At 59.1% G+C, this 26,752-nt stretch carries 24 protein-coding genes; 10 read left to right on the forward strand and 14 right to left on the reverse strand.

The genetic code is table 11. The features are described from left to right. The first annotated feature begins 52 nt into the window (after positions 1 to 52). Positions 53 to 994 carry an alpha/beta hydrolase gene (locus tag EGM97_RS07710; protein ID WP_238965103.1) on the forward strand — a complete coding sequence of 314 codons (942 nt, stop codon included), beginning with the start codon at positions 53 to 55 and terminating at the stop codon, positions 992 to 994. 224 nt (positions 995 to 1,218) lie between these two features. Here the strand turns inward: EGM97_RS07710 and EGM97_RS07715 are convergent, their stop codons facing one another. The 6 genes from EGM97_RS07715 to EGM97_RS07740 are packed head-to-tail and all read right to left on the reverse strand — an operon-like array spanning position 1,219 to position 7,153. After that, positions 1,219 to 2,961: an ABC transporter substrate-binding protein gene (locus tag EGM97_RS07715; RefSeq protein ID WP_238965104.1), complete on the reverse strand. Its 1,743-nt coding sequence runs from the start codon at positions 2,959 to 2,961 to the stop codon at positions 1,219 to 1,221. Between the two features lie 31 nt (positions 2,962 to 2,992). After that, positions 2,993 to 3,265: a DUF2160 domain-containing protein gene (locus tag EGM97_RS07720; protein WP_053158450.1), complete on the reverse strand. Its 273-nt coding sequence runs from the start codon at positions 3,263 to 3,265 to the stop codon at positions 2,993 to 2,995. A 10-nt stretch (positions 3,266 to 3,275) separates the two neighbouring features. Then, positions 3,276 to 4,076 (reverse strand): carbohydrate ABC transporter permease, encoded by an 801-nt coding sequence (locus EGM97_RS07725; protein ID WP_053158453.1) that lies wholly within the window; start codon positions 4,074 to 4,076, stop codon positions 3,276 to 3,278. Positions 4,077 to 4,086: 10 nt separating this feature from the next. Then, complete coding sequence (locus EGM97_RS07730; protein WP_053158456.1) at positions 4,087 to 4,953, reverse strand: carbohydrate ABC transporter permease; 867 nt, start codon at positions 4,951 to 4,953, stop codon at positions 4,087 to 4,089. Continuing rightward, on the reverse strand, positions 4,950 to 6,059 hold the full coding sequence (locus EGM97_RS07735; RefSeq protein WP_238965105.1) for an ABC transporter ATP-binding protein: 1,110 nt from the start codon (positions 6,057 to 6,059) through the stop codon (positions 4,950 to 4,952). Before EGM97_RS07735 ends, EGM97_RS07730 begins: the two co-directional genes overlap by 4 nt. Further along, positions 6,059 to 7,153, reverse strand: coding sequence for an ABC transporter ATP-binding protein (locus EGM97_RS07740; protein ID WP_238965106.1), 1,095 nt, complete (start codon positions 7,151 to 7,153; stop codon positions 6,059 to 6,061). The genes EGM97_RS07735 and EGM97_RS07740 overlap by 1 nt, the downstream gene beginning before the upstream one ends. A 422-nt stretch (positions 7,154 to 7,575) precedes the next feature. Between EGM97_RS07740 and EGM97_RS07745 the strand changes: the two genes are divergently transcribed. From EGM97_RS07745 to EGM97_RS07770, 6 genes are all read left to right on the forward strand, one after another. After that, complete coding sequence (locus EGM97_RS07745) at positions 7,576 to 9,426, forward strand: sigma-54-dependent Fis family transcriptional regulator (protein ID WP_238965107.1); 1,851 nt, start codon at positions 7,576 to 7,578, stop codon at positions 9,424 to 9,426. A gap of 406 nt (positions 9,427 to 9,832) precedes the next feature. Next, positions 9,833 to 11,371, forward strand: coding sequence for a class I adenylate-forming enzyme family protein (locus EGM97_RS07750; protein ID WP_238965108.1), 1,539 nt, complete (start codon positions 9,833 to 9,835; stop codon positions 11,369 to 11,371). 77 nt (positions 11,372 to 11,448) lie between these two features. Continuing rightward, the gene (locus EGM97_RS07755) at positions 11,449 to 12,417 is read left to right on the forward strand and encodes a class I SAM-dependent methyltransferase (protein ID WP_477788792.1); all 969 of its coding nucleotides are present in this window, start codon (positions 11,449 to 11,451) and stop codon (positions 12,415 to 12,417) included. Further along, positions 12,410 to 13,597 (forward strand): acyl-CoA dehydrogenase family protein, encoded by a 1,188-nt coding sequence (locus EGM97_RS07760; RefSeq protein ID WP_238965110.1) that lies wholly within the window; start codon positions 12,410 to 12,412, stop codon positions 13,595 to 13,597. The genes EGM97_RS07755 and EGM97_RS07760 overlap by 8 nt, the downstream gene beginning before the upstream one ends. Before the next feature lie 20 nt (positions 13,598 to 13,617). Then, complete coding sequence (locus EGM97_RS07765; protein ID WP_238965111.1) at positions 13,618 to 14,004, forward strand: ectoine synthase; 387 nt, start codon at positions 13,618 to 13,620, stop codon at positions 14,002 to 14,004. A 38-nt stretch (positions 14,005 to 14,042) separates the two neighbouring features. Next, positions 14,043 to 15,254 carry an MFS transporter gene (locus EGM97_RS07770; RefSeq protein ID WP_238965112.1) on the forward strand — a complete coding sequence of 404 codons (1,212 nt, stop codon included), beginning with the start codon at positions 14,043 to 14,045 and terminating at the stop codon, positions 15,252 to 15,254. Between the two features lie 21 nt (positions 15,255 to 15,275). On the opposite strand, the gene EGM97_RS07775 is transcribed toward EGM97_RS07770, so the two are convergent. Further along, complete coding sequence (locus tag EGM97_RS07775; RefSeq protein WP_238965113.1) at positions 15,276 to 15,782, reverse strand: anti-virulence regulator CigR family protein; 507 nt, start codon at positions 15,780 to 15,782, stop codon at positions 15,276 to 15,278. A 378-nt stretch (positions 15,783 to 16,160) separates the two neighbouring features. On the opposite strand from EGM97_RS07775, the gene EGM97_RS07780 reads away from it, so the two are divergent. Then, positions 16,161 to 16,376 (forward strand): hypothetical protein, encoded by a 216-nt coding sequence (locus EGM97_RS07780; protein WP_238965114.1) that lies wholly within the window; start codon positions 16,161 to 16,163, stop codon positions 16,374 to 16,376. Positions 16,377 to 16,427: 51 nt separating this feature from the next. Here the strand turns inward: EGM97_RS07780 and EGM97_RS07785 are convergent, their stop codons facing one another. The 3 genes from EGM97_RS07785 to EGM97_RS07795 all read right to left on the reverse strand — a co-directional run bounded on the left by EGM97_RS07785 (position 16,428) and on the right by EGM97_RS07795 (position 17,814). Further along, positions 16,428 to 16,763: a hypothetical protein gene (locus tag EGM97_RS07785; protein ID WP_238965115.1), complete on the reverse strand. Its 336-nt coding sequence runs from the start codon at positions 16,761 to 16,763 to the stop codon at positions 16,428 to 16,430. Between the two features lie 45 nt (positions 16,764 to 16,808). Beyond that, positions 16,809 to 17,078: a YceK/YidQ family lipoprotein gene (locus EGM97_RS07790; protein ID WP_238965116.1), complete on the reverse strand. Its 270-nt coding sequence runs from the start codon at positions 17,076 to 17,078 to the stop codon at positions 16,809 to 16,811. 169 nt (positions 17,079 to 17,247) lie between these two features. Then, complete coding sequence (locus tag EGM97_RS07795) at positions 17,248 to 17,814, reverse strand: hypothetical protein (protein ID WP_238965117.1); 567 nt, start codon at positions 17,812 to 17,814, stop codon at positions 17,248 to 17,250. Positions 17,815 to 18,142: 328 nt separating this feature from the next. Between EGM97_RS07795 and EGM97_RS07800 the strand changes: the two genes are divergently transcribed. Further along, positions 18,143 to 19,273, forward strand: a complete 1,131-nt coding sequence (locus tag EGM97_RS07800; RefSeq protein WP_238965118.1) for a carbon-nitrogen hydrolase family protein — start codon at positions 18,143 to 18,145, stop codon at positions 19,271 to 19,273. Position 19,274: 1 nt separating this feature from the next. Continuing rightward, positions 19,275 to 20,312, forward strand: a complete 1,038-nt coding sequence (locus EGM97_RS07805) for an AraC family transcriptional regulator (protein WP_238965119.1) — start codon at positions 19,275 to 19,277, stop codon at positions 20,310 to 20,312. A gap of 285 nt (positions 20,313 to 20,597) precedes the next feature. On the opposite strand, the gene EGM97_RS07810 is transcribed toward EGM97_RS07805, so the two are convergent. The 4 genes from EGM97_RS07810 to lon all read right to left on the reverse strand — a co-directional run bounded on the left by EGM97_RS07810 (position 20,598) and on the right by lon (position 26,608). Beyond that, the gene (locus EGM97_RS07810; protein ID WP_238965120.1) at positions 20,598 to 21,470 is read right to left on the reverse strand and encodes a DUF2242 domain-containing protein; all 873 of its coding nucleotides are present in this window, start codon (positions 21,468 to 21,470) and stop codon (positions 20,598 to 20,600) included. 222 nt (positions 21,471 to 21,692) lie between these two features. Continuing rightward, positions 21,693 to 23,564 (reverse strand): SurA N-terminal domain-containing protein, encoded by a 1,872-nt coding sequence (locus tag EGM97_RS07815; protein ID WP_238965121.1) that lies wholly within the window; start codon positions 23,562 to 23,564, stop codon positions 21,693 to 21,695. A gap of 225 nt (positions 23,565 to 23,789) precedes the next feature. Further along, complete coding sequence (locus EGM97_RS07820; RefSeq protein WP_238965122.1) at positions 23,790 to 24,062, reverse strand: HU family DNA-binding protein; 273 nt, start codon at positions 24,060 to 24,062, stop codon at positions 23,790 to 23,792. A gap of 149 nt (positions 24,063 to 24,211) precedes the next feature. After that, positions 24,212 to 26,608, reverse strand: coding sequence for an endopeptidase La (lon, locus tag EGM97_RS07825; protein WP_238965123.1), 2,397 nt, complete (start codon positions 26,606 to 26,608; stop codon positions 24,212 to 24,214). Positions 26,609 to 26,752 lie beyond the last annotated feature (144 nt).

Consider the following 26,752-nt stretch of genomic DNA (forward strand, 5'->3'; position numbering starts at 1 on the left):
GTGGAAGAATCTGCTAAAACGCATCTTCTGTTCCCGGTAGCGAATCGCGTCGATGTCTTTATTTTCCTTTTCTGCTCTTAAACGGCGCTGGCTGGCATTTTCGTTCATGGCGGCGATGGTGGTCGGGTTGCCGGTGGGCTGTGCGGTGCTGCAGCACAAGGAACGCGAGCTGGTGTTTCGCATCGAACCGGGAACCGCGACCTGGTTCAGCGGCATTCCCAACGACCTGCAAGAGTTCGATCTCAAACCGAAGCATTTCAAGGCCGGGGAAAACATCCATGGATGGTGGTGGCCGGCCACACGCAAGAACGCGCCAGCGATTCTGTATCTGCACGGGGTGCGCTGGAACCTGACCGGGCAGTTGTTTCGGATCCAGCAGTTGAACGCGATGGGCTTTTCCGTGCTGGCCATCGATTACCGGGGCTTTGGCAAGAGTCATGGCGATCTACCCTCGGAGGCCAGCGTCTACGAAGATGCGCGGATCGCCTGGGAACGCCTTGAAGTGTTGCAACCGGACCCGGCGCTGCGGTTGATCTACGGTCACTCATTGGGTGGTGCCATCGCGGTGGATCTTGCCGCCGAGTTGGGACAAAAAGCCGTCAGGGAAGGCCGTGTCGTGCCGGCTCGGGGCTTGATCATCGAATCCACGTTCACCTCGCTGGGCGATGTGGCAACCGCCATGGCGGACACCTCCTTGCCGGTACGCTGGTTGCTGTCGCAGAAGTTCGACTCCATCGACAAGATTCCCGAGATCAACATGCCTTTACTGGTCGTCCACGGCGCGGCCGACCGGTACGTGCCACCGCGCTTCAGCGAGCAACTGTTCAAGGCCGCCCGAGAGCCCAAGCGCCTGCTGATGGTGCCGGGCGCAACCCACAACAACAGCATGAGCCTGGCGGGCCGAAACTATCGCCAGGCACTCGATGCGCTGATGATCGCCAAACCGGCGCCCGTGGCGGCACAACCCCGAGCGACCTCAGCCAAGGCTGGCTAGTTCGCTCCCACAGTGCCCGCGCCAGCCGCGAGTCTCAAATCCCCGCCAAATCAACTGTGGGAGCGAGCCTGCTCGCGATGGCGGTGGGTCTGCTTGCATGGATGTTGAATGTGCCGCCGTCATCGCGAGCAGGCTCGCTCCCATAGGGTTCTCGCCAGCCGCACGTCTCGCTGGACAAAAAAAACGGCACCTTTCGGTGCCGTTCGTATTTCGCTGTCAGAGGTTTACTTGCGGGCTGCCTCCCAGGACTTCAGCAGTTCGCTGTAGCTCACCGTTTCGCCTTTTGGCTTCTCGTTCGCCAGTTTCGGCTTCGGTGCGCCCGGCTGGTCGAACCAGTATTGCGCGTCGCGCTCGGGGTTCATTTTCGGGGCGCAGGTGGCTTGGGCCTTGGAGCGTTCCAGACGGGTCATGATTGCGTCCTGATCCTTGGCCAGACCGTCGAGTGCCTGCTGCGGAGTCTTCTCGCCACTGGCCGCTTCGGCGATGTGGCTCCACCACAGTTGCGCCAGACGCGGATAATCCGGCACGTTGGTCCCGGTCGGGGTCCACTGCACACGGGCCGGGCTGCGGTAGAACTCCACAAGGCCACCCAGTTTCGGCGCCAGATCGGTCATCGCCTGGGAGTTGATGTCCGACTCACGAATCGGCGTCAGACCGACGATGGTTTTCTTCAGCGACACGGTTTTCGAAGTCACGAACTGCGCATACAGCCAGGCGGCAAGACGCTGCTTCTCAGGCGTGGACTTCATGAAGGTCCACGAACCCACGTCCTGATACCCCAGCTTCATGCCCTCTTCCCAGTACGGACCGCGCGGCGAAGGTGCCATGCGCCATTTCGGCGTGCCATCGGCATTCATCACCGGCAGGCCCGGCTTGGTCATGTCGGCGGTGAACGCCGTGTACCAGAAAATCTGCTGGGCGATGTTGCCTTGGGACGGCACCGGGCCGGATTCGGAGAAGGTCATGCCCGCCGCTTCCGGTGGTGCGTATTTCTTCATCCAGTCCACGTACTTGGTCGTCGCGAACACGGCCGCCGGGCCGTTGGTGTCGCCGCCGCGGGTCACGCTGGAGCCGACCGGATGGCAGTCTTCGACGCGGATGCCCCACTCGTCCACCGGCAAGCCGTTGGGCAAGCCCTTGTCGCCGCCACCGGCCATGGAGAACCAGGCATCGGTGAAGCGCCAGCCCAGGGACGGGTCTTTCTTGCCGTAGTCCATGTGGCCGTAGACACGCTTGCCGTCGATTTCCTTGACGTCTTCGGAGAAGAACTTGGCAATGTCTTCATAAGCCGACCAGTTCACCGGTACGCCCAGCTCGTAGCCGTATATTTGCTTGAACTTGGCTTTCAGGTCCGGCCGCTCGAACCAGTCGGCGCGGAACCAGTACAGGTTGGCGAACTGCTGGTCGGGCAGTTGATAGAGCTTGCCGTCCGGCGCGGTGGTGAACGAGGTGCCGATGAAATCCTTGAGGTCCAGGGTCGGCGAGGTGAAGTTCTTGCCTTCGTTGGCCATCATGTCGGTGATCGCTTCGGTCTTGCCGTAGCGAAAGTGCGTACCGATCAGGTCCGAGTCGTTGACCCAGCCGTCGTAGATGTTTTTGTCCGACTGCATCTGGGTCTGCAGCTTCTCCACCACGTCGCCTTCCTGAAGCAGGTCGTGGGTCAGCTGGATCCCGGTGATCTCGCTGAAGGCCTTGGCCAGCACCTTGGATTCATACTCGTGGGTGGCGATGGTTTCCGACACCACGTTGATCTTCATGCCACGAAACGGCTCGGACGCCTTGATGAACCACTTGAGCTCTTCAAGTTGTTGCTCGGCTGTCAGGGTTGACGGCTTGAATTCGCTGCCGATCCATTTTTTTGCGGCGTCTTCATAGGCGTCGGCCCAGGCCGCAGCACTCAGCCCGCTGAGTGCCAGCATGGCTGCCAATGAAACGCTATGTCGCAGCTTATTGTTTTTATCGAACATAGAGACCTCCTGTTTGGGTTTAAGAGCCACTTCAGCCCCACCGCATCACTGCCAACAGCCACACCAAAGACAACGCGAACGCTATCCAGATGCTCCAGTCGGTCGCGCCGATCACCATCAGGTGCAGGTAGGCGCTACCGAGAAGACCGATAAACAACCGATCGCCGCGGGTGGTGGCAATCGGCAGGAAACCACGCCGGGGTACACTCGGCGAACGCATTTCCCACGTGGTCATGCCTGCCAGCAGCAAGGCAATGACACCAAAGAAGGCCGCCGTGGGGACGGTCCAGTTCATCCATTCCATCATCAACTCCTCAGACCCGGCCCAGGGCAAAGCCCTTGGCCACGTGGTTGCGAACGAACCAGATCACCAGCATGCCCGGCAGAATGGTCAACACCCCCGCCGCCGCCAACACGCCCCAGTCGATACCGGAGGCCGACACCGTGCGGGTCATCACCGCCGCGATAGGCTTGGCATTCACCGAAGTCAGCGTACGGGCCAGCAACAGTTCGACCCAGGAAAACATGAAGCAGAAGAACGCCGTGACGCCGATGCCGGAGCCGATCAACGGAATGAAGATCTTGGCGAAGAACTTGGGGAAACTGTAGCCGTCAATGTAGGCCGTCTCGTCAATTTCTTTCGGCACCCCGGACATGAAGCCTTCGAGGATCCACACCGCCAGCGGCACGTTGAACAGGCAATGGGCCAGGGCCACCGCAATGTGGGTGTCGAACAGGCCGATGGACGAATACAGCTGGAAGAACGGCAACAGAAACACCGCCGGTGGCGCCATGCGGTTGGTGAGCAGCCAGAAAAACAGGTGCTTGTCCCCCAGGAACCGGTAGCGCGAGAACGCATAGGCGGCCGGTAGTGCCACGCTCAGGGAGATCACCGTGTTCAGGCTCACGTAGTAGAGCGAGTTCAGGTAACCGGTGTACCAGCTCGGGTCGGTGAAGATCACCTTGTAGTTGTGGAACGTGAAGTCCTGCGGCCAGAGGGTCAGGCTGCCGAGGATCTCGGTATTGCTCTTGAACGACATATTCAGCAGCCAGTAGATGGGCACCAGCAGGAACAGGATGTAGATCAGCAGCGCAATCAGCTTTCTCTTGTTCATGGAGCGGGCCTCAACGGTTGGCGTCGGAGTGCGTCATGGCGGTATAGAACAGCCACGACACCAACAGAATGATCAGGAAGTAGACCAGGGAAAACGCCGCCGCCGGGCCCAGGTCGAATTGGCCGATGGCCATTTGCGTCAAGGTCTGGCTGAGGAACGTGGTGGCGTTGCCCGGCCCGCCGCCGGTCAGCACGAAGGGCTCGGTGTAGATCATGAAGCTGTCCATGAAGCGCAGCATCACCGCGATCAGCAGCACGCTCTTCATCTTCGGCAACTGGATGTGCCGGAACACCGCCCAGTTGGATGCCCGGTCGATCCGTGCGGCCTGGTAATACACGTCCGGAATCGCTCGCAACCCCGAATAGCACAGCAGCGCCACCAACGAGGTCCAGTGCCACACGTCCATCACCAGCACCGTGACCCAGGCGTCCATGGTGTTGGCCGCATAGTTATAGTTGATGCCCAGGTTATTGAGGGCGGAGCCCAGCAGACCGATGTCGGCCCGGCCGAAGATCTGCCAGATGGTGCCGACCACGTTCCACGGGATCAGCAACGGAATCGCCAGGATGATCAACACCAGCGAGGACCACTTGCCCTTGGTCGGCATGGTCAGTGCGATGGCGATGCCCAGGGGAATTTCGATCAACAGCACGCACGCCGAATAGATGAACTGGCGCAGCAGCGAGTCGTGCAGCCGAGGATCCATCAGCACCTGCTTGTACCAGTCGGCGCCGACGAAGTAGCGGCTGGACTGGTCGAAGATGTCCTGCACCGAATAGTTGACCACGGTCATCATCGGGATCACGGCGCTGAACGCCACCAGCAGGAATACCGGCAACACCAGCCACCAGGCCTTGTTGTTCTGCACCTTGTTCATGGCTGCACCTCGCTCAACGATTCCAGCAGGTATTCATCGGCATAGACCATCAGCCATTGGGCCGGGAAACTGATGTACGCCGTGCCTTCCGGCACCGGCTTGTCTTCGGCCAGGCGCACTTTCAGCGGCGCGCCATCGAGGTTGAGGGTCAGGATCTTGTAGGTGCCGAGGTCTTCGACATGGACCACCTCGGCGCGCATGGCGTCGTCGTAGGGGCCGTCCCAGACATGGACGAATTCCGGGCGGATGCCGACTTTCAGGGACTTGCCTTGCGCCTCGGCAACACGTTGCTGCAGGGTGTCGGAGAGCGGCAAGTGGGTCGATGCGAAGCCGACGCCACCGGGCTGCGCCGTGACGTCGATCAGGTTCATCCCCGGGCTGCCGATGAAGTAGCCAACAAAGGTATGACCGGGACGCTCGAACAGCTCCCGAGGCGTGCCGAACTGGACGATCTGGCCGCCGTACATCACCGCGATCTTGTCGGCGAAGGTGGACGCCTCCAACTGGTCGTGGGTGACGTAGACCATGGTGATATTGAACTGCTCGTGGATCTGCTTGAGCTTGCGCCGCAGCTTCCATTTCAGGTGCGGGTCGATCACCGTCAACGGTTCATCGAACAGGATCGCCGACACGTCGTCGCGCACCAGCCCGCGGCCCATGGAGACTTTCTGTTTCTCGTCGGCGGTGAGGTTGCGGGCCTTCTTGTCCAGCAGGTTCTGCAGGTCGAGGACCTCGGCGATTTCCTGCACCTTGGTGTGGACTTTCGGCTCGGCCATGCCTTGGTTGCGCAGCGGGAACGCCAGGTTGTCGAACACCGTCATGGTGTCGTACACCACCGGGAACTGGAACACCTGGGCGATGTTGCGACGCTCCGGGCTCAGGTCGTTGACGACCTTGCCGTCGAATTTCACCTGGCCCTCGGAGGGGCTGAGCAGTCCGGAAATGATGTTGAGCAAGGTGGATTTACCGCAACCCGATGGGCCGAGCAGCGCATAGGCACCGCCCTGCTCCCAGACGTGGTTCATCTCACGGATCGCGTAATCCTCGGGGCCCGCCGGGGTGCTGGTGTAGCTGTGGGCGAGGTTCTGCAAATGTATTTCAGCCATCAGGCAACCCTCGCAATACGCTGGCCCGGAGCCTGGACCAACTTGCCCTGGGCGTCGAAGACAAACAGTTTGTGGGTCGGGATGTAGATGCGGATCGGCGCGTCCACGTCGTACTCGTGCACGCCGGGCAGGTGCAGCACCAACAGGAAGTGCTCGTTGCGCACGTGCAGGAAGGTTTCCGAACCACTGATCTCGGCCACCTCGACGGTCACCGCCAGTTCCAGGTCGTCATCGTTGCTCGGCACCAGGGAAATGTGGCTGGGGCGCACGCCGAAGCGGAACTCGCCCTCGCCCACAGGACGCAGGTCGACGTTCAGCGGGAAGTGCACGAAATTGGCGAAGCTCACTTCATTGCCGGCAATGCGACCCGGCATGAGGTTGATCGGTGGTTCGGAGAACAGCTCGGCGGCCAGTACGCTTTGTGGTTGGTGATAGACCGAGGACGACTTGCCGCTCTGGATCACCCGCCCCTCGTGGAGAATCGTGGTCGTGCCCCCCAGGGCCAACGCTTCGTTGGGCTCGGTGGTGGCGTAGACGGCGATGGTGTGGCGAGCCTGGAACAGCTCGCGCATTTCCTGGCGAAGCTCTTCGCGCAGCTTGTAGTCCAGGTTCACCAAGGGCTCGTCGAACAGGATCAGTTCGGCGTCCTTGACCAACGCGCGGGCCATGGCGGTACGCTGCTGCTGGCCGCCGGACAACTCCAGCGGATGGCGCTTCAGGAATTTCTCGATGCGCAGCATTCTGGCGGTTTCCAGCACCTTGCCCTGGATCACCTCATCGGACACACCGGCCTGGCGCAGGGGCGAAGCGATGTTTTCGAACACGGTCATGGTCGGGTAGTTGATGAACTGCTGATAAACCATCGACACATTGCGCAAGCGCACCGGGCGGTTGGTCACGTCGACGCCGTTCATCAGGATGCGGCCGCTGTCGGGCTTGTCCAGGCCAGCCATCAGGCGCATCAGGCTGGTCTTGCCGGACAGCGTACGGCCCAACAGAACGTTGAAGGATCCGGGTTCGAAATTCAGGTTGGCATCGTCGATCCAGGTCTGGCCCTCGACGGTGCGACAGATGTGCTCAAGCGTTAATGACATGGCTCGGCCTTTTTATTTTTGGAGTCAAGCGACTGGAGATTAAAAGCGAAAGCCGTGCCAGAAATCGCAAGTCATTGATACAGGTGGATTTACCTGAATCCCGTCAGAAAAATGTGTTCGTTGGTGAACGAAAATGAACAGCCAGAACTGAACAAGTGAACAGTCAGCTTGTTGACAATGAACAAATTTGAACAACACTGAATGAATGCTACAGTCGGGCCAGGCGCGATCCCCTGTGGGAGCGGGCTTGCTCGCGAAAGCGGTGGATCAGCTGCATGAATGTCGACTGATAGACCGCCTTCGCGAGCAAGCCCGCTCCCACAGGGGAGATGTGCACTCAGTCACACCCAGACCTGCCCCTGCACAAGGAGGATGTGCGAGACTCACCCCAACAATAAAAACAGCTCCTGCGAGAGTGCCCCATGGCCGCACCTGCCCCAGCCTTGTCCCATGACGCCATCATCCAGGCCTCCTGGTCCCGTTGCCGCGCCTTTGGCCTTGACCATCAGAGCGTGCCCTCCTTCGACCCGCTGCCCGCCGAAGGCGTCGCCCAGTTACTGGAGAGCCAGCACTCACTGGTGCAGACCACCCACCAGGAAGTCCTGCCGTATTACGAGAACATCCTGAGTAACTCCAATTGCCTGATCATGCTGGCCGACAACCAGGGCCAGGTGCTCACCTCGTGGGGGACCCAGCGCTTCATCGAGCCGAAACTGGCCCACGGTTTCAGCGCCGGGGCGAGTTGGATGGAACGCTGCACCGGCACCAACGCCATCGGCACGGCGCTGGCCTGTGAACAGGCCGTACACATCGAGCACGATGAACATTTTCTCAAGGCCAACCGCTTCATGACCGGCTCCGCCGCCCCGATCTTCGACGCCGAGCGCAAGGTCATCGCCGTACTGGATGTCTCCAGCGACAGCTACCTGCCGCCCTCCCACACCCTGGGCATGGTCAAGATGATGAGCCAGACCGTGGAGAACCGGTTGATCCTCAACCTGTTTCGCGGTGAACACTTCCAGCTGACCTTCAACACCGGATTGAACAACCTCGACAGCCAGTGGGCCGGGCTGCTGATCTTCGATGAAACCGGCCAGGTATTGTCCGCCAATCGCCGGGCCGACAATCTGCTGGGCCTGAGCCTGTCGCGGGTCAGCATCGAAAGCCTGTTCAAGGTTTCGTTACTGGACCTGTTGAACCAACCCGATGGCTTGCCGTTCTCGTTGCAAGCAGCAGGACGCAACCGCTTCCAGTGCATGCTCAAGCGCCCCAGCCAGTTGTCGATCAAGCCTCGCGTGTTTGCCGAGCCGACACCCGCGCCAGCGCCGCCCCCCGCCAGCAACGCCATTAGCCTCGATACCCTGCACTTCGGTGACAGCCGCGTGGAAAAAGCGGTGCGCCAGGCCGAGCGTTTGCTGGAGAAAGACATCCCGCTGCTGATCCACGGCGAGACCGGTGTCGGCAAGGAAGTGTTCGTCAAAGCCTTGCACCAGGCCAGTTCCCGCTGCAAACAGCCGTTCATTGCCGTGAACTGCGCGGCGATCCCCGCCGAGCTGGTTGAATCGGAATTGTTCGGTTACGAAAAAGGCGCCTTTACCGGCGCCAACCAGAAAGGCAGCATCGGCCTGATCCGCAAGGCCGACCGCGGCACGCTGTTCCTCGACGAAATCGGCGACATGCCCCTGCCAACCCAGGCCCGCCTGCTGCGGGTACTGCAAGAGCGCTGCGTGCAGCCGGTGGGCAGCGCCGAGCTGTTCCCGGTGGACATCCGCATCATCTCCGCCACCAACCGCTCGCTGCGCGAACAGGTGCAACTGGGGCGCTTCCGCGAAGACCTTTACTACCGCATCGGCGGCCTGACCCTGGAACTGCCACCCCTGCGCGAACGCAGCGACAAGCAGGCGCTGTTCAAACGTCTCTGGGAACATCACCGCGAACCGAGCCAATGGGCCGGCTTGAGCCGCGAAGTCCTGGAACTGTTCGAGCGCCATCCCTGGCCGGGCAACCTGCGTCAGGTCAGCAGCGTGCTGCAAGTGGCGCTTGCCATGGCCGAAGAACAGCCCATCCGCCCGGAACACCTGCCGGATGACTTCTTCGTGGACCTGGAAATGGAACCGGTGGAAGCACCGGAGCCGCTGATGGTGGACCTGAACGATGCGGAGGATCTGAACAGGCAATTGCAAGCAGTGGGCGGCAATATCTCCCATCTGGCGCGACGGCTGGGGGTCAGCCGCAACACGTTATACAAGCGTCTGAGGCAATTGGAAAATTGATAAGCCAACAGCCTGCGCGCAGGCTCAGGCTTTGTACGAATGCATACCTTTAGAATATCTTTGCTTATTTGCAGATTAATACGCTGGCAAACCCACACCGCTCTTCAAATGGCTGAATTTGTCACGACACGGTGACAAAAACCCTGCATCAGCCAGCACCCGCCAGCTTGACACTCAAACTTCAGGATGGAACTATCAGGGCAACTTCAAGCTTAGCTTCACCAGGGATTGCAATAAAAACAATAAGGAGATCAAGCTTATGTCGCTCTATCCTTTCTTAAAACGCCCCTCAGCCCTTCACAGGCGCGCCTTCCTTTTCGCCCATTTCCCGCTCATATAGATGTCATCGCTCCGGTGAATTAACAATCTAACCGAAACATTAGGCAGTGAACGCAAGGGAACGCTGATGCCTCTTTTTCATCAATTCATTGAAAACCATGCCCGTCGTACGCCTGATAAATCAGCGCTGGTCATCGACGGTGTCCACACACCGTATGATGCCCTGCACAAGCGTGCGACACAGATCGCCGCCTTGTTAATCAAGTGCGGCGTCAAAAGTGGCGACCGTGTGGCCTTGTATTCCGGTATCAGCGCGGACTTGATCGCGACTTTTCTGGCGGTATTGAAAGTCGGTGCAATCACGGCGGCGACGCACCCCACCTACAGCCGAAGCAAACAGCTTTATCAACTCAAGCACACCGATGCCCGGGTGTTATTCACCGATCGCTATGAGGATCCAGAGTCGCTGGTCTCGCAGACCAGTCTGGAGACGATCTTCGTCTTCAGCGCAACGCAAGACCTTCCGGCAGAAGCGCCCAGCCTTGGGAAAGCCCTGGACACCCTGACGCCGCAAGACCTGGAAAGAGCCCTTCCCGACATTGACGAACACCTGCCGACCTCAATCTTCTACACCTCCGGATCCACCTTCAATCCCAAAGGCGTGGTGGTGAATCACCCCATCATGATTGCGGCCGCGACCAGCGTGATCGATTACCTGGGCAATACCGCCAGTGACGTCATCCTCAGCTATTCCACCCTGGCCTCCGATTACGGCGTCTACAACATCATGATGCCGTTGTTCTTTGGCGGTACTGCGGTGATCGAAAGCCGAACCGCAAATTGTGCCGACGATGTACTCGAAGTCATCAAGCGAGAAAACGTGACCGGCCTGCATGTTTTTCCACCGGTATTTTTCCTCTTGGCAAGCATGGGCGAGCATTGGCAAGGACAATTACCTTCACTTCGTTATATATCCAGCAGTGGCCAACCGCTTTACCCACGGCACATCCAACAAATAAGAGAAGCACTGCCCAATGTCGATATCTTTTCCAACTACGGCCTTACCGAGTGCAAGCGAGTCAGTTATCTGCCGCCATCCGACATTGCACTGCGCCCGGGTTCGGTAGGAAAGCCACTCAAAGGCGTACACGCCTTGATTGTTAATGAACAGGACGAGCCCATTACAGAACCGGATGTCGTCGGCGAACTTCTGGTGAGCAGTGACTATTTGATGCTGGAGTATTGGAAGATGCCTGAAGAGACAACCAGGGCGTTCAAATACAACAGTTTCGGTCGCGACAGGTTTTACCGTACCGGCGACTTCTTCCGAAGGGATGCGCAAGGTTATCTCTATTACGTCTGCCGGAAAGACGATCTGTTTGCCCGTCATCTCTGGAAAGTGAACCCTCGGGAAATCGAACAATGCCTGGCCTCCCATCCTTCGGTGGCTCAGGTCGTGGTGGTCCCCGTTGCCGACGAGTCCGCCGGCTTCGTCCCCAAGGCCTGCGTCGTACTGGAAGCCGACTGCCAGGACACAACGGAGCAGATGCTGCTGGATCATTGCCAGGCATTGCTGGATTGGCACATGGTGCCTGCCCAGTGGGTATTCATGGATACGTTGCCGAAAACCGACTCGGGAAAGATCACTGCCAAAGGACTGATCTGATATCAGGGAGCGATAAAATGGACACCGCACAAACGATTTCCTCGTTCAGCCCGGAACAAGACCTGAGGAGCAGCTCAATGCTGCAGCTCGCCGATCACTTCCATCGTTTGGCCACTGGCGCGACCCAGGTGCCGGCGCAATCGTTGACCAGCCATCTCAGGCAATCCATTGCCGATGCCGACGTAGTGGCCTATCACGACCGACTGGTGGCGGACGCCGGCCCTTTGTTCCTGCATTTCCTGGCCAGCGTTCCGTATATCCTCGAGGAGATGGCAAGAGTCGGCGTTGCCCTCACACGACTCTCCCAGGCCCGGCGGGCCACCGAACCTCGAACCTTCAATTTTTTCGAGATCGACGCGTTTGACGGCAGCAACGGACGCGCACTCGCCGCGCATTCGCAAGGCTTGATCAACACCTTCACCACCTCACCCAACCAGGCGAATCAACCTCACTTCGACCGGCATGCCGACCCGGCGCGCTCGCTGTTCTACCCTCGGTCGTTCCTGACCCTGGAACCCCGATTGTTCGCTGAGGAGCCCTACGAGCGGTTTAACGAGGGTTTCGATTACGTCTATGAAACGGCGGCCTTCCAGTTTTATACCCGCGACCGTAAAGCCCAGATCAATCACATAAAGCCCTTGCTGAAACCCGGCGCCCTGGTGTTCTTTCTTGAAAAGCTCAACCACGAGGACCTCGGGCAATACCTGGAGCGTGAGCGGGTCAAGGACAGCGGTTTCAAGACACGCTATTTCTCTGAGGAGGAAATTGACTGGAAACGCCAGCAGATGCTGGAGCAAATGCAAAACGGCCAAGTGTTGATGCACGAGCTCGTCGAGGCGTTGTCCAGTCATTTCAAATACGTCTACTTGTTGTGGAACAGCACGAATTTCTATGAGTTCGTTGCCACGGACGACGGGGCTCGACTTGAGCAATTCCTCAATTTGCTGGGCCCGATCAATCAGCCGGAAGGGTTCTGTTTCGAGGCTCGCACCATCGGCTATGTGAGTCGCTCGCAACCGTGCGAAGAGGAACGCGCCAATGGGTGAAATCGACACGCATAGCCTCGATGAGGCGGTCCGACCAACGCCAGTGGAGCGAGTCCGGCAACGCCTGGCAGGCTGGCACCAGCGCGCGGCCGACGCCGAGAAGAACCGAAAGTTGAGCCAAGCGACCTTCGACGAGTTATTCAGCGATGGGTTGCTTGAACTGGTTTCCCCCCGTCGTAAGCCCTGGGACGCTCCCGGCTGGCCCACGTTGATGGAAGCTTCACGACTTGCCGCCACTGCATGCGCTTCGACGGCCTGGATGATCAGCCTGGTGGGGGGGCATGCCGCGATTGCGGGTCGCTTGAGCCACGCCTGCCAGCACAGGCTGTATCAGGATGATCGTCCACAGTTGTTTGCCTCCGCATCGGTTGGCCCCCACAGCCGGCTATCGGCTGACTCGGACGGTATTCGGGTTAACGGCACCTGGCGCTTCAGTTCGGGGATCGAGCAAGCCACCTGGCTATTGCTCAACGGCCCTGTGACCGATCACAGCGGTACTCCCGGCACAGAACGGATGCTGCTGGTGGTGTCGACCCGTGACGTGGAGATATTGGACACGTGGGACACCTGCGGCATGGCGGCCACGGGTTCGCACGATGTGTTATTGCAGGATGTCCTGGTACCTGCCGAACAGGTGTTCCGCCTGGAAGACATTTTCGCGCACCGGACGAGCGAATCGTCCGGCGACTATCTGTACAGCGTGCCAATCGTTCCTTTCATAACCACCTCCATTCTCGGGCCTGTGCTGGGCTGCGCCGAAGGGGCTTATGCCGCGTATGTCGAATCGCTGAGACAGCAAAAAGTCCCTGCCTTGGCCCCGGCAAAGGAACGGCTGGCTCACAGCGCCGCGCAACTGTCGGCGGCAAGCACCTTGTACACGACACTGGTGACCCTGCTGCATGAGTCCGGTCAGGCACGACGGTCGTTATCCATGGACGAGCTGCTGCGACTCAAGCGTGATCGCGCCTATGTGGCACGGCTTTGCCTTCAAGTGATCCAGCGCCTGGTGGAACATGCAGGTGCCTCGTCCATGACCCGTGACAACACGCTCCATCGCCATTGGCGTGACCTGCAGGCCATGGTGGCACACCGAGACCTCCATTGGGACAGCGCCATGCAGGCCTTCGCCGACTTTGCCGTCGATGCGCCGGTCTGTTCCCAGCCACTGAACACACCGTAACACTCACCAAGGAGACAGGTATGTTTGTTCGCAATAAATCCGATATCGAAAAAACCGCTCACTTCGTCGAGTGGGGCGCCGGCACCAGCCATCGGTTGCTGACCGAAAAAGACGGCATGGGCTACACCGTGTGCCATACCGTCGTACGCGCCGGGACAGAATCGTTGCTCCAGTATCGCAACCATCTCGAAGCGTGCTACTGCATTGCCGGTGAGGGTGAAGTCGAAGACATGGAGGGCAACGTGTACCCGATTCGCCCAGGCGATATCTATGTACTCGACCAGCATGACCGCCATTACCTGCGTGGCGGCAAAGACCAGGATCTGATCCTGGTCAGCGTCTTCAATCCGCCTCTCAGGGGCGACGAGCGGCATAATCTCAACGACACGTCCGGCTCTGCCTATTGAGTGCAACCAGCTCCCCCGCTCCTCGACACGAGAACACCATGCGCAAGGATTACCTGGCCTTTTTCACCTCGATGTTTCTCTCCCGGCTGGCCGACCAGATACTGCTTTTTATCGTCCCGCTGATCGTGTTCCAGACCACCAACAGCGTTTCCTGGGCAGGCCTGGCGTTCTTTGTCGAATCCCTGCCGCGCTATCTGTCGTTCCCGATCTGCGGCGCCCTGTGCGACAAATTCCCGCCCATCCGAATCCTGCACATCAGCCAGGTCTACCGCGCCGTGGCGTGTGTCGCGGCAGTGATTCTGTACGCGCTGTTGGGTGGCATCTACTGGATCGTGGCGCTTTCGGCGCTGTGCGGTGTACTCACGACCCAGGGCATCATGGCCCGCGAAGTGGTGATGCCCTACATATTCAAGCACTACACCTACACCAAGACCCTGTCCTATTCGCAAATCGCCGACCAGACGGGCCTGGTGCTGGGCCCGTTGCTGGCCGCGCTGATGCTTGAAGTGTGGGCATGGCACTGGGTGGTGCTGGCGATCGCCGGGCTGTTTCTGCTGGCGGACCTTGCGATGTTGTATTGGCAACGCAGCAGCTCAGTCACCCTGGAAACGTTCGAACAACATCACGATCTCTGGCTGAACCCGCTGCGCATCGCTTTCGGTCATATCCGCGATTTGGTGGAGTTGAAGAAGGTCATCAGCCTCGCCGTGGGCGTCAACCTGATCATAGGCGTGACCCTAGCTACATCGGCGGCCATGGTCATCGGCCAGTACGATGCCGGCAAGGACTATTACGCCGGCGTGCAAGCGGCCGGTGCCCTGACCACCATCGTCATCCTGTTCTTCCTGGCGCGGGTTACGCTGCCCTTGAAGGTGCTGGGAGCGCTGTCGTACACGCTCATTGCCGCAGGCGCGTTCATCACGGCGTTCAGCCCCAGCGCATGGGGCTATGTGGTGGGATTCCTGCTGGTCGTCGGCTTCGACAAGATGTTCAACGTGTACATGCGCAGCATCCGCCAACAAGTCATTCCGCCCCAGGATTTCGGCAAGACCGTTGGCGTCATCACACTGCTCAACAACCTGTCCCAACCGCTGGCGGGATTGTTGGTTGCCGTGCTGGCCGCGCCGGTCGGCACACAACACGTGATCCTGCTGCTGGCCTTCGCCACCAGCCTGATCGGAATGGCCGTGGTGGTCGCGTTCAAAAAAACCACACCCGCACCTGCAGCCTACGGCGTCGATCCGGAATGACCGACGCCGGCCCACGGCGTATCAATCGAACGCGCCGTTGAGAACCTCGTAGATAATGCCGGTGGCGATCGCGACCAGGATCAGGTCAGTGCCCGCCTGCCGCCATTCGTAACCATCGTAATGCGGCAGGCGCCCCAACAGCCGCCCGTCCAGCTTCTTGGCAATCCCCGGAGGCAGCGGCTTGCCCCGGGCGAGATTTTTCTGGATACCCGGCGGCAGTGCCGGACCTGGGCTCCAATAATCACGGTAACCGCCGATCACGCCGATGATGCCACCCCGGTCAATACTGGGGCCGTTATGCCAATCGCCGCCCCCACCGCCACCACCTTTGCCGCCCTGGTTACCCTTGTTGCCGGGATTACCCTGGCCGCCCTTGTTGCCCGGTCCGCCCTTGCCTTGTCCATGACCCGGCCCTTGGTCGAACTGAGCATTCCCTTTGCCGTTACCCGGATCCGCTACAACCGTCTCGGTACCTACCACCAGGGCGAAGCAGGTAACCGCTGCAATCAACGAGCGCGATTTGAGCATGATGGTTCTCGCTTAAAAGGGGACATCCCCTGCTCATATAGAGGTCAACAGTGATATTAGTTCCATATCACGCTGCGCGCCGTAGGGTGCATTCCAACTCATGCAAAGAGCCGCCGCCACTACGACGATCATGGAGGGGTCGGTCTGTATTATCAGTGACTTATTGTTGAGGCATGGTTGATACGTTGCCGACGTCATGGACGCCGAATGAGCGCTACACGGACTTCGTTTCGCCATTCGTCACCTGCAAAACATGGCGTCCATGGCGGCGCCGCGCATGGCTCAGGGTTTGCACCATTGATCCCTGTAGCCTCAGGACGACGTGATCCTGACGCGGCGGCAAAATTATCAATACTGGTCAGCCACCGGAGATGTACCGTGTCAACCCTCAACGAAATCGCAGCGAACCACGCGAGACTGGCAAAGGCAAAGGAAGAGGAGTCGATTCGGTTGAGTGAGCTTCATGGGCAAATTGTGGGTGGATTTGAGGTGCCGGCTATTGAAGCGAGACAGGACATCTCGCTGCACTTCGACTTCATAGGGTTGGTCGACGTCAGGGTGGGAAGCCACCCGGTCCTCGGTCAAGAATTATGAACGTAGTCAACGCAGTCATCTGACGAGGCAACAACGATGACTATCGCCCCGCTACAGCGGACAAGTGCCGATGACGGCGTAGTCGGGGCGGGATGAGACGATCTCGACCGCCCAGCTTTCGGTAAAAGCCAGGTCGTTCTGCTCGACAAGCGCATCGATTTCAGGGCAGAGCTTTTCAGCATTCTTTGGCACCCCATCGATGACGATGTTGACGGTCCGATTCTTTGTCGAAAACTCGCAAGCCTGGGTCAAGGCATCCAGGCCATCCAGTACTTTGCAAAGCGTCGATGCACTCTCTTCGGATTCGTCCACTGCGCGGCCGTGGGCGAATTGGGCGACCAGGGCGACCAATAGACAACATGTACCCGCGACAGCTTTACCTCTCACTTTCAGGCTCCTTGGAAAATCAGAAAAGAAAGCTCGGTTATGGACTCAGTCCCGAGCGGGTTCTCCGGCAAAGGCGGTATAAGGCAGGAACAACGTATCAGCGACCAAGCTGAACGGCAGGTCAATCACAGCCACCGGCACCAGGGCTCGCAAGATCCCGGCGTCTTCCTCCGTGGCAGCCCTGATCAGCTCAATGTCGCTGGCGGACCCACAATAGGGATGTGGGCCACAGCGCGGGTGATCGTCGAAGGTTTCGGAAAGCGTCGAGCACCCAGCCAACAGGAAAACGACCGATGCGCCCAGGAAAAATTTCATGCGATAACTCCAACAGTACGGACGGCAGTCGCGCAGCGTTTGGCAAATTTACCCCAGTGCAATGAAACGGGCGACCTGTAAGTCGCCCGTTCCATTGATCCTGCAGCAAAAGCCCTGGCATTGAGTCAGGGCTTCATAGCCACTATCGGAATGACTTCCGATTGCTACATCAAGCCGGCGTAAACATGCCGAATCCGCTTCCGAAGAACTCCCCGTTGATATTCGCCGAATATTGTGATGGATGCACCAGCGCGGCCAGCAAGCGGCTCCCTTCAGAGACGAACATCGTAATTGAGCCAGCGCTGATGGACAGTTGTATCGACAATTGGACGCCTATGAGATTTTCAGCATCAGGCACCGTACCTTGCAGGTACACGCCGGAAATATTCAAGTTGGTTCCCGTGCCTGTTGCTTGGCCTACGAATCGCACTGGAGTCCCTTGCTGGGGGGCATTTGGGCCAATATCAGCGGGCGATGCACTGATCTGGACAACCTCGGTATGTGGCCCACAACCGCAACCACAACTTTCGAAGTTGAAGTAACCGCAAATGTTCTGCTGGCATCCACAGCCGCACAAGGATTGAGGATGTACCTTCTGGTGGAGCACATCTTGCAATGCAGGCCTGGCGCTCGACAGCGCCTGCATTCTTTTGACTTCCGCGTCAAAAGCCGCTTGTGATTGATTTTTGAGCGCGTCGACCTGGTCAGGCTGGATATCTTGAAGAGACAGAGTCATAGCTAAAGTCCTTTTATTAAAATACCTGGAGGCATCCGCCTCACTTGGTCGTCGCCTTCCAGGCGCAGCTTCAGTGATGCCACGAAATACCCAGCTCGCGGCAGATCCTTTAAAACATAAACAGGAGCGCATATAAACTGCACTTAGGTGTCAATGCACCTCCTGCCATGCCCGTCTTGATCCCGGACAGCTTCTTCGCGAGTAAGCTTTGCCCCCCACAATGAACAGAGAAGACACGCATTCTTTTGCGAATCCCGGGTTTTACCGTACCCTGCCGTGACACCGATAAAGCACCCTGAATCACCCACGGCCGCTGACTGTTTCCCCTATGCGCAAAGTTTTGTACCTGCTGTTTTCACTGGCCTTGATTGCCGCCCTGACCACCTACGCACTGTGGACGGCGGATCGTCCCGCAGGCCATTACCTGTCGGACCTGCGCATCAACCTGGCAGTCGACCAGGGCACGCCCGCCGACCAAGGCAATTTGCTGGGCATCCAGCCAGAATTGTTCCCCACTGACTACCAGAACGCCGACCGCCTGCATCGCAAACTGGCTGCCTATCTGCAAGTCGCCCGCGACCAGGGCCTTCTCAGTGATAAAACCGTCGTGGTCCTGCCCGAGCACATCGGCACCTGGTTGATGATCAGTGGTGAAAAAGATGAGCTGTATCAGGCCGGTACGTTGAAGGAGGCCATGAACTGGCTGGCCGTCAGCAACCCGCTGGGGTTTATTCGCGCCTTGGTCAGCGCCCGGGGCGATAACCGACTGGACGATGCGTACCTGCGCATGAAGGCCGACACCATGGCCCATGACTACCAGGCCTTGTTCGGCGGGCTGGCAAAGGAGTTCGGTGTGACCCTGGTGGCCGGGTCCATCGTATTGCCCGAACCCAGCGTCAGCGAAGGCGAACTGAAGGTGGGCTCTGGCGCGCTGTACAACAGCAGTCTGGTATTCGGTCGTGATGGCCTCCCCCTCGGGCAGCCCCAGCGCCAACAGCACCCGGTATTCGGCCAGCACGACGTACTGGGGGCCGAACACACTGGCTCAACCCTCGTTTTCGACACCCCGGCCGGACGCCTGGGCATTCTGATCGGCAGCGACAGTTGGTACCCGCTTCACTACCGCCAACTCAACGAACAGGGTGCGCAACTGATCGCCGTCCCCGCCTTCGTCCTTGGTCGAAACACCTGGAACGAACCCTGGGGCGGGTATAAGGGCCTGTCCACCCCCAGCGAGGTGAGTCTCAAGCCCGGTGAAGTGAGCGAAGGCCAGGCCTGGCATCGGCTGACACTGACAAGCCGGCCGCCCATCAGCCAGGCCAAGGGTGGCGTCAGCGTGTTCTTGCGTGGACAGTTCTGGGACAACGGCAGCGCCGGCCAGAGTTTCATCAGCCACGACGGCCAGCACTACCCCGACGGCGAAGCCCGTGGTGCGCGCCTGCTGAACCTGTGGTTGTGACATGAAACCGCAGCCGATGCGCCTGGGAGACCTGTCCGTGGGCTTCGTCCATAGCCTGGCCGATGCGGTTGCCAGCCACGGACAGGATCCCCAACCCTTGCTCGAACAATACGGCCTCGATGCCGCGCGTCTGGCCGAACCCGGTGCCCGGTTGTCGATTCCACGCTACATGCGCCTGGGCCATGCAGCGATCCAACAGACCGGGGACCCGGCCCTGGGGTTGCGCATGGGGCGACTCAGTCGCCTGAGCCAGGCCGGACTGGCCGGCATCACCGCAGCCCAGGCACCGACCGTGCGCGAAGCCGCACGCTGCCTGGTTCGCTTCGAACCGCTCTATGGCTCCAACTACCGTGGTCAATCGAGTTTTCACGAAGACGCCCAAGGGGCGTGGCTACGGTTCTATTCCATCAGCCCGTATAACGCCTATAACCGCTTCGTCGTGGATTCGATCATCGCCGGCTGGCTCCATCAATTATCCAGCGTAAGCGGCACCGTACTGCGAGCCGAGCGCATAGACATCGAGTTCGAGGAACCGGCCTACCTGGAGGCCTACCGAAGCCTGGGTGACAGCCCGATCCTGTTCGGCGCCGAACAGAATCAGCTGCGTCTGGGACTGGATAGCCTCGCCCAGCGTAACCCCCAGCACTGTCCCAGCACCTGGCGGCACCTGCTGCAATTGTGTGAGCGGGAGCTGGAGCAACTCACCCGCACCCGTAGCCTGCGCGAGCGCATCATCCAGTTGCTGGGGCCATTGCTCAGCGGTGGCCGGGAGCCCGGCCTGGAGGAAGTAGCGGCACGCCTGAAGCTACCGAGCTGGACGCTACGGCGAAAACTGGCGGAAGAAGGCACGCAGTTCCGCGCCATCCTGAACGACACTCGCCGCGACCTGGCGATGACCTACATTCGCGACACTGAACTGGCCTTCGGTGAAATAGCCTACTTGCTGGGGTTCGCTTCAGCCGAAGCGTTCCAACGTGCCTTCAAGCGGTGGAATGGCCAGACGCCGGGGGAGTTCCGTCGCGGTCACAGGCACAAATGAGCCTCAAGCCCGCCGCTGCCGCCCTTCCCTACAACTCGGTTGCGTCCTCGGCGGGTTCCAGCGGGTCCAGCTCGTATGCCTGGTACTCCAGCAGCTCTTCCTGATAATCATCCATTGCGAGTCCTTCCCCTATCGTTGAAACCGATGCCTGATGGCGCTGGTATCAGCATAAAGCTGCTTTATGAATAAAACATGAAGTAAAGACTTCATGTTTTAAACGTAGCACAGGGGCGAAAAATTAAAGACTGATCTGTGGCAAGGTGTTTCCACTTCGCCCCATGACGCTCAAGAGGCAGGCAGTGGCTGGATGGGCGCGGTCGGGGCTGGCAGGTCACTGGGCGGAGGCGGCGTAATGATTTCCTGCGCCGGTTCAGCCGTCGGCTGGGTCTCCCCTGACGGTGCAGGCTCACTCGGCGCAATCGGTGCCGGCTCCGCCGGTGGCACGACCGGCTCCGACGCGGCGGGGGCGGTTTCGGCAGGCACTGGCGCCGTTTCCTGGGGGGGCGCGACAGGTGCAGGTGCCACGGGCTCCGGCGTTTGCACCGGCGTCAGCGCGGCCGGCTCGCCCTTGGTGTCCGGAACGCCCAGTTCAGCCTTGGGTTTATCGGCATTCTCGGTGCTCGTCTTCGCCTGGGCGGGCAGGAACGCCTCCACCAAGGCGAAAAAACGCTCATAGAACTTGGTAGCCGAAACGGTTTCGCTGGCGACCTTGACCATGGAATCGTCCGTCGAACCGATCGGCATCGACACCGAGCCCAACACGCCCACGCCCAGGCTGGCGGAGTTGTTGATTTTCTTCAGCGCATAACGGTCCTGCAGGGCGTTGGCGAACATCGTCGAACGGTGTCCGGTGCCGCTGTCCTCGGCGCAGACCAGGTTGAAGCTGATCTCCATGTGGGTATCACCGGCCTGCTGGAAACTCTTGTGGCCACTGACCAGCTTCGGATCGCTACTGGTAATGATGTAGCCCTGGCTGAGCAAGGCACGGCGGCCGGCTTCGCAGGTCGCCACATCGCTCACGGGATACGTACGGGAAAACGTCCCGGAGTCGTCGAAGTTTTCATGCTCGTAAATGGCGGCTTTCTTCGACGAGCAACCGGCTGCGACGGCCAGCATCAGTGCCAGCCCGACGGTGCGCATGTGAAATGATCTGAACATTGAACGTCCTGAAGAAAACGGTCCGGGGCGCGTTGTGCAGCAGAACGCTTTCCGGCAACGTGGGGATTGCTGTCTCAAAGGGGTTACAAGTCTACCGGGGGATGGGTGCCGGAAAAAGACGCAAACCAGGCAGATCGATGAACATCCTGTTAATCGCAATGCCCAGAAACAAAAGACCCCGACTTTTCGGTCGGGGTCTTTTGTTCGGCAAACGTCAAACCATCAATAACGCTTGATGTCCGCCGCGCTCTCCAGTTGTTTGCGATAGGCGGCGAAATCCTGTTGCCCGGCGCGGGACGCCAGGTAGCGGCGGTACTCGGCCTTCTCTTCCTCAGTCGGCGCTGCACCTTCGTTCACACCATTCAGGCGCACGACCATCAGGCTTCCGTCTGGCAACGTCACACTGGTGAAGGTCGGTTTGTCTTTGGACTCTGGCTTGGGCATGCGGAAAATCGCCTGCAATACCGCCGGCTCGACACCTTCCTGGCTGCGCGTCGCCGCCTCGGTGGCCTTCCAGCTCTGGCCATCGACAGGCTTGTCCAATGCAGTCTTGCCTTCGCGCAGGCTGGCGATCAACTCTTCGGCCCGGGTCTTGGCAGCCGCACTGGCGTGCTCCTTCGCCAACTGGGCACGAATGGCCGCAGACACGCTTTCCAGCGGCAATTGCTCAGGCTTGCGGTGTTCCTTGGCGCGCAGCACCACGACGGTTTCCGGATCCAGCTCGATGGCGGTGCTGTTGGCGCCTTCGTCCAGTACTTCCGGGCTGAACGCAGCAGTGACAACGGCACGGTTGGCCGCGATGCCCTCTCCACCCTCGCGGCCGAACGGGGCCGACGTATGGACGGTCAGTTTCAGGTCCTGGGCAGGTTGTGCCAGGTCGGAAGCTTCGAAGGAAGCATCTTCCAGTTGCTTGGTCGCTTCTACGAAACGCTGTTCCACTTGCTGGGTCTTCAGCTCACGGGTCAGCTTGTCCTTGAGACTGGCGAAAGCAGGCACCTCCGGCGCCTCGACACCCAGCAGCTTGATCAGGTGGAAGCCGAAATCGGTACGCACCGGTGCCGACACCTGGTCCTTGTTCAAGGCGTACAGTGCTTTTTCGAAAGCCGGATCATAGACGCCTGGACCAGCGAAGCCGAGGTCACCGCCATTGTTCGCCGAACCTGGGTCCTGGGAGAACTCCTTCGCCAGGGCTTCGAACGACTCGCCCTTGGCCAGGCGAGCCTGGACTTCCTCGATCCTGGCCTTGGCCTGGGCCTCGGAGACCTTGTCGTTCACCTCGATCAGGATATGCGCTGCCCGTCGTTGTTCGGACAGGTTGGCGACTTCTTTTTGATACGCCGCCTGCAAGTCCTCATCCTTGACGCTAACCTGATCGAAGAAAGAGGCTTTCTTCAGCTCAAGGTAATCGATCACCACCTGATCCGGCGTCATGAACTCCTTGGCGTGCTTGTCGTAATAAGCCTTGACCTCGTCATCGGTCAGTTTCACTGCCGACGCATCGCTCTTGAGGGTGAGGGTGGCAAAATCACGGGTCTGTTTTTCCAGCCGAGCAAACGCCAGGACCTGGGAGTCGGTGACGAAACCACTGCCGGCCAGGCCAGCGCGCAATTGGCCAATCAGCATTTCCTGGGCCAGCATCTGGCGGAACTGCATACGGCTATAGCCCAGTTGGCGAATCACCTGGTCGAAGCGCTCGGGGCTGAACTTGCCATCGACCTGGAATTCAGGCGTTTGCAGGATGACCTGGTCCAGTGCGGCATCAGAAAAGGCGAACTTCGCATCCTGTGCGCCCTGCAACAACAACTTGCGATCGATCAGGCCCTTGAGCGCCGAATCACGCAGCATCTTTTCGTCCAGCAAGGAGGCGTCGAAATCCTTGCCCAGCTGTTGCATGAGCTGGCGACGTTGCATATCGACTGCCTGACTCAGCTCGTTCTGGCTGATTTTCTCGCCGTTCACCTTGGCCGCTTCGTTGCTGTTCCTGGTGGCTTGAAAAATGGCATCGAAACCGGTCAACGCCATCAGTGCGACGATGACTCCGATGATGGTCTTGGCAATCCAGCCCTGTGAATTGTCCCTGATATTCTGCAGCATGCGTCCCCCAGAAACGGTTGAACTTCAAAAATTAGGCAACCGTGGAGCGTGGGTAGAATCCGGATAGAAGAAAGGCGCATCCGAGGATGCGCCTTCTCGTAACTGGCAGAGCGGACCGGGCTCGAACCCGCGAGCCCTGGCACGACAGGCCGGCTACAACCGGCCGTACTACCGCTCCGCTGCCAAGCCAGGCATGACCCCGACCCGGATAAACTCGATGAAACCTTAGTTAACGGCGTCTTTCAGTGCTTTACCGGCCTTGAAGCTCGGCTTCTTGGCGGCCTTGATTTGCAGCGCCTCGCCAGTTTGCGGGTTGCGACCGGTACGAGCCGGACGATCAGTCACGGAGAAGGTGCCGAAACCAACCAGAACAACGGAGTCGCCAGCCTTGAGAGCGCCAGTGACGGATTCGATTACAGCGTCCAGCGCACGGCCAGCAGCAGCTTTCGGGATATCAGCGGATGCAGCGATAGCATCAATCAGTTCCGACTTGTTCACTCTAAGTCCCCTTATATCTATTTGAGATGATTCTAAGTTTTTTTGGTGAAAGCAAAAAACGAGTGCTGAATGGCCTACAGACACTTAAGAGCCGCTTTATAACAAGGGCTCTAAAAAACTGTCAAGGAAGCCCCCCAGGCAAATGCGTATTAATGCGTGCTAATTCTTTCCTTAGAGTCAGACTCTCGCTTTTCATCCTTCGCGACGATCTCCGGAGCCACATCCGGCAAGGGCTCCGGCGCGTATTGCAGCGCAATTTGCAGGACTTCGTCAATCCATTTAACCGGTTTGATCTGAAGATCCTGCTTAATATTGTCGGGAATTTCCTTCAGGTCGCGGACATTCTCTTCTGGAATGATCACGACCTTGATCCCGCCACGATGAGCCGCCAGCAGTTTTTCCTTCAACCCACCGATGGCCAGTACCTGACCACGCAGGGTGATTTCGCCGGTCATGGCGACATCGGCTCGAACCGGGATGCCGGTCAATGCCGAAACCAGGGCCGTGCACATGCCTACGCCGGCGCTAGGGCCATCCTTGGGCGTGGCCCCTTCCGGCATGTGGATATGCGTGTCGCGCTTCTCATGGAAGTCGGCGGGAATACCCAGGCTGCGGGCGCGGCTGCGCACGACCGTCTGGGCCGCGGTGATCGATTCGACCATCACGTCGCCCAGCGAACCGGTCTTGATCAGTTGCCCCTTGCCCGGTACCACGGCGGCTTCGATGGTCAGCAGCTCGCCGCCGACCTGAGTCCATGCCAGGCCAGTCACCTGGCCGATCTGATCCTGCTGCTCGGCCAGGCCATAGCGGAACTTGCGCACACCCAGGAAATGCTCCAGCAGGTCCGAAGTGACTTTGACCGAGAAGCGTTTTTCCAGCGCATGTTCCTTGACCGCCTTACGGCAGACCTTGGCAATCTGCCGCTCCAGGCCACGCACACCTGCTTCGCGGGTGTAGTAGCGAATGATGTCGCGAATCGCCTCCTCGTCAAATTCCAGCTCGCCTTTTTTCAGGCCGTTGGCCTGGATCTGCTTGGGCGAAAGGTATTTGACGGCGATGTTGATCTTCTCGTCCTCGGTGTAACCGGGCAGACGAATCACCTCCATCCGATCCAGCAAGGCCGGTGGAATGTTCATGGAGTTGGAGGTGCACAGGAACATCACGTCCGAGAGGTCGTAGTCGACTTCCAGGTAGTGATCGTTGAAATTATGATTCTGCTCGGGATCGAGGACTTCGAGCAACGCGGAAGCCGGATCGCCTCGCATATCGCTGCCCATCTTGTCGATTTCGTCCAAAAGGAACAGCGGATTGCGCACGCCAACCTTTGTCATCTTTTGAATCAATCTTCCTGGCATCGACCCGATGTAAGTACGGCGATGGCCACGAATTTCCGCCTCGTCGCGCACGCCACCCAGCGCCATCCGGACGAATTTGCGATTGGTCGCATGGGCGATCGATTCAGCCAGCGACGTTTTACCGACCCCAGGAGGCCCCACGAGGCACAACACCGGTCCACGGATTTTTTTCACGCGCTTCTGCACGGCGAGGTATTCGAGGATGCGTTCCTTGACCTCTTCCAGGCCGTAATGATCGGCATCGAGAATGTCTTCGGCACGGGCCAGGTCCAGACGCACCTTGCTCTGGGCTTTCCATGGCACCTGGACCAGCCAGTCGATATAGGAACGCACCACGGTGGCCTCGGCGGACATCGGCGACATCTGCTTGAGCTTGTTGAGCTCGGCCTGAGCCTTGGCAAGCGCATCCTTCGGCAGGCCAGCGGCATCGATGCGCTTCTTCAGCTCTTCGATCTCGTTATGGCCTTCGTCACCATCGCCCAGCTCTTTCTGAATAGCCTTCATCTGCTCATTCAGGTAGTACTCGCGCTGGCTGCGCTCCATTTGTTTCTTGACGCGGCCACGGATGCGTTTTTCGACCTGCAACAGGTCGATTTCTCCGTCGAGCAGAGCCAATACGTGCTCGACACGGGCAGACAGGTCAATGATCTCGAGGATCTCCTGCTTCTGCTCGATCTTGAGCGCCATGTGCGCCGCCATGGTATCCACCAGGCGTCCAGGCTCATCGATGCTGTTGAGCGACGACAGGACCTCTGCGGGTACCTTTTTGCCCAATTGCACGTACTGCTCGAACTGAGACAGCAGGCTGCGGACAAACACCTCGGACTCACGTTCGGGTACGTCGGCTTCGTCGATCAGCGATACCTCGGCCCGGCAATGACCATTCACTTCGCTGAAGCGCTCGACAGCTCCGCGCTGCTCACCTTCGACCAGAACCTTCACCGTGCCATCAGGCAGCTTGAGCAGTTGCAGAACCGTTGCAATTGTACCTACGCGATAAAGTGCATCTTCGCCGGGATCATCGTCAGCAGGATTTCTCTGAGCCAGCAGAAGGATCTGCTTGTCACCCGTCATCGCAGCCTCGAGGGCTTCGATGGACTTCTCGCGCCCCACGAACAGCGGGATAACCATGTGCGGATACACCACGACATCGCGCAATGGCAGGAGAGGCAATTCGATGGTTGTCTTCATGATTTCGCCTCTACGGCGGCACTAAGGCCGGAAACAGATGAATGTAAGCTTGAAACCAAGATGGGGGCAGCCTTGAAAAAATACAAGCGCTAAGACACGTCTAAATCACGCTAAAAGCAAAGGGGCCCGAAGGCCCCTCCTTTA

It is taken from the genome of Pseudomonas sp. AF32 (assembly GCF_022342325.2).
Lineage (GTDB): Bacteria > Pseudomonadota > Gammaproteobacteria > Pseudomonadales > Pseudomonadaceae > Aquipseudomonas > Aquipseudomonas uvaldensis.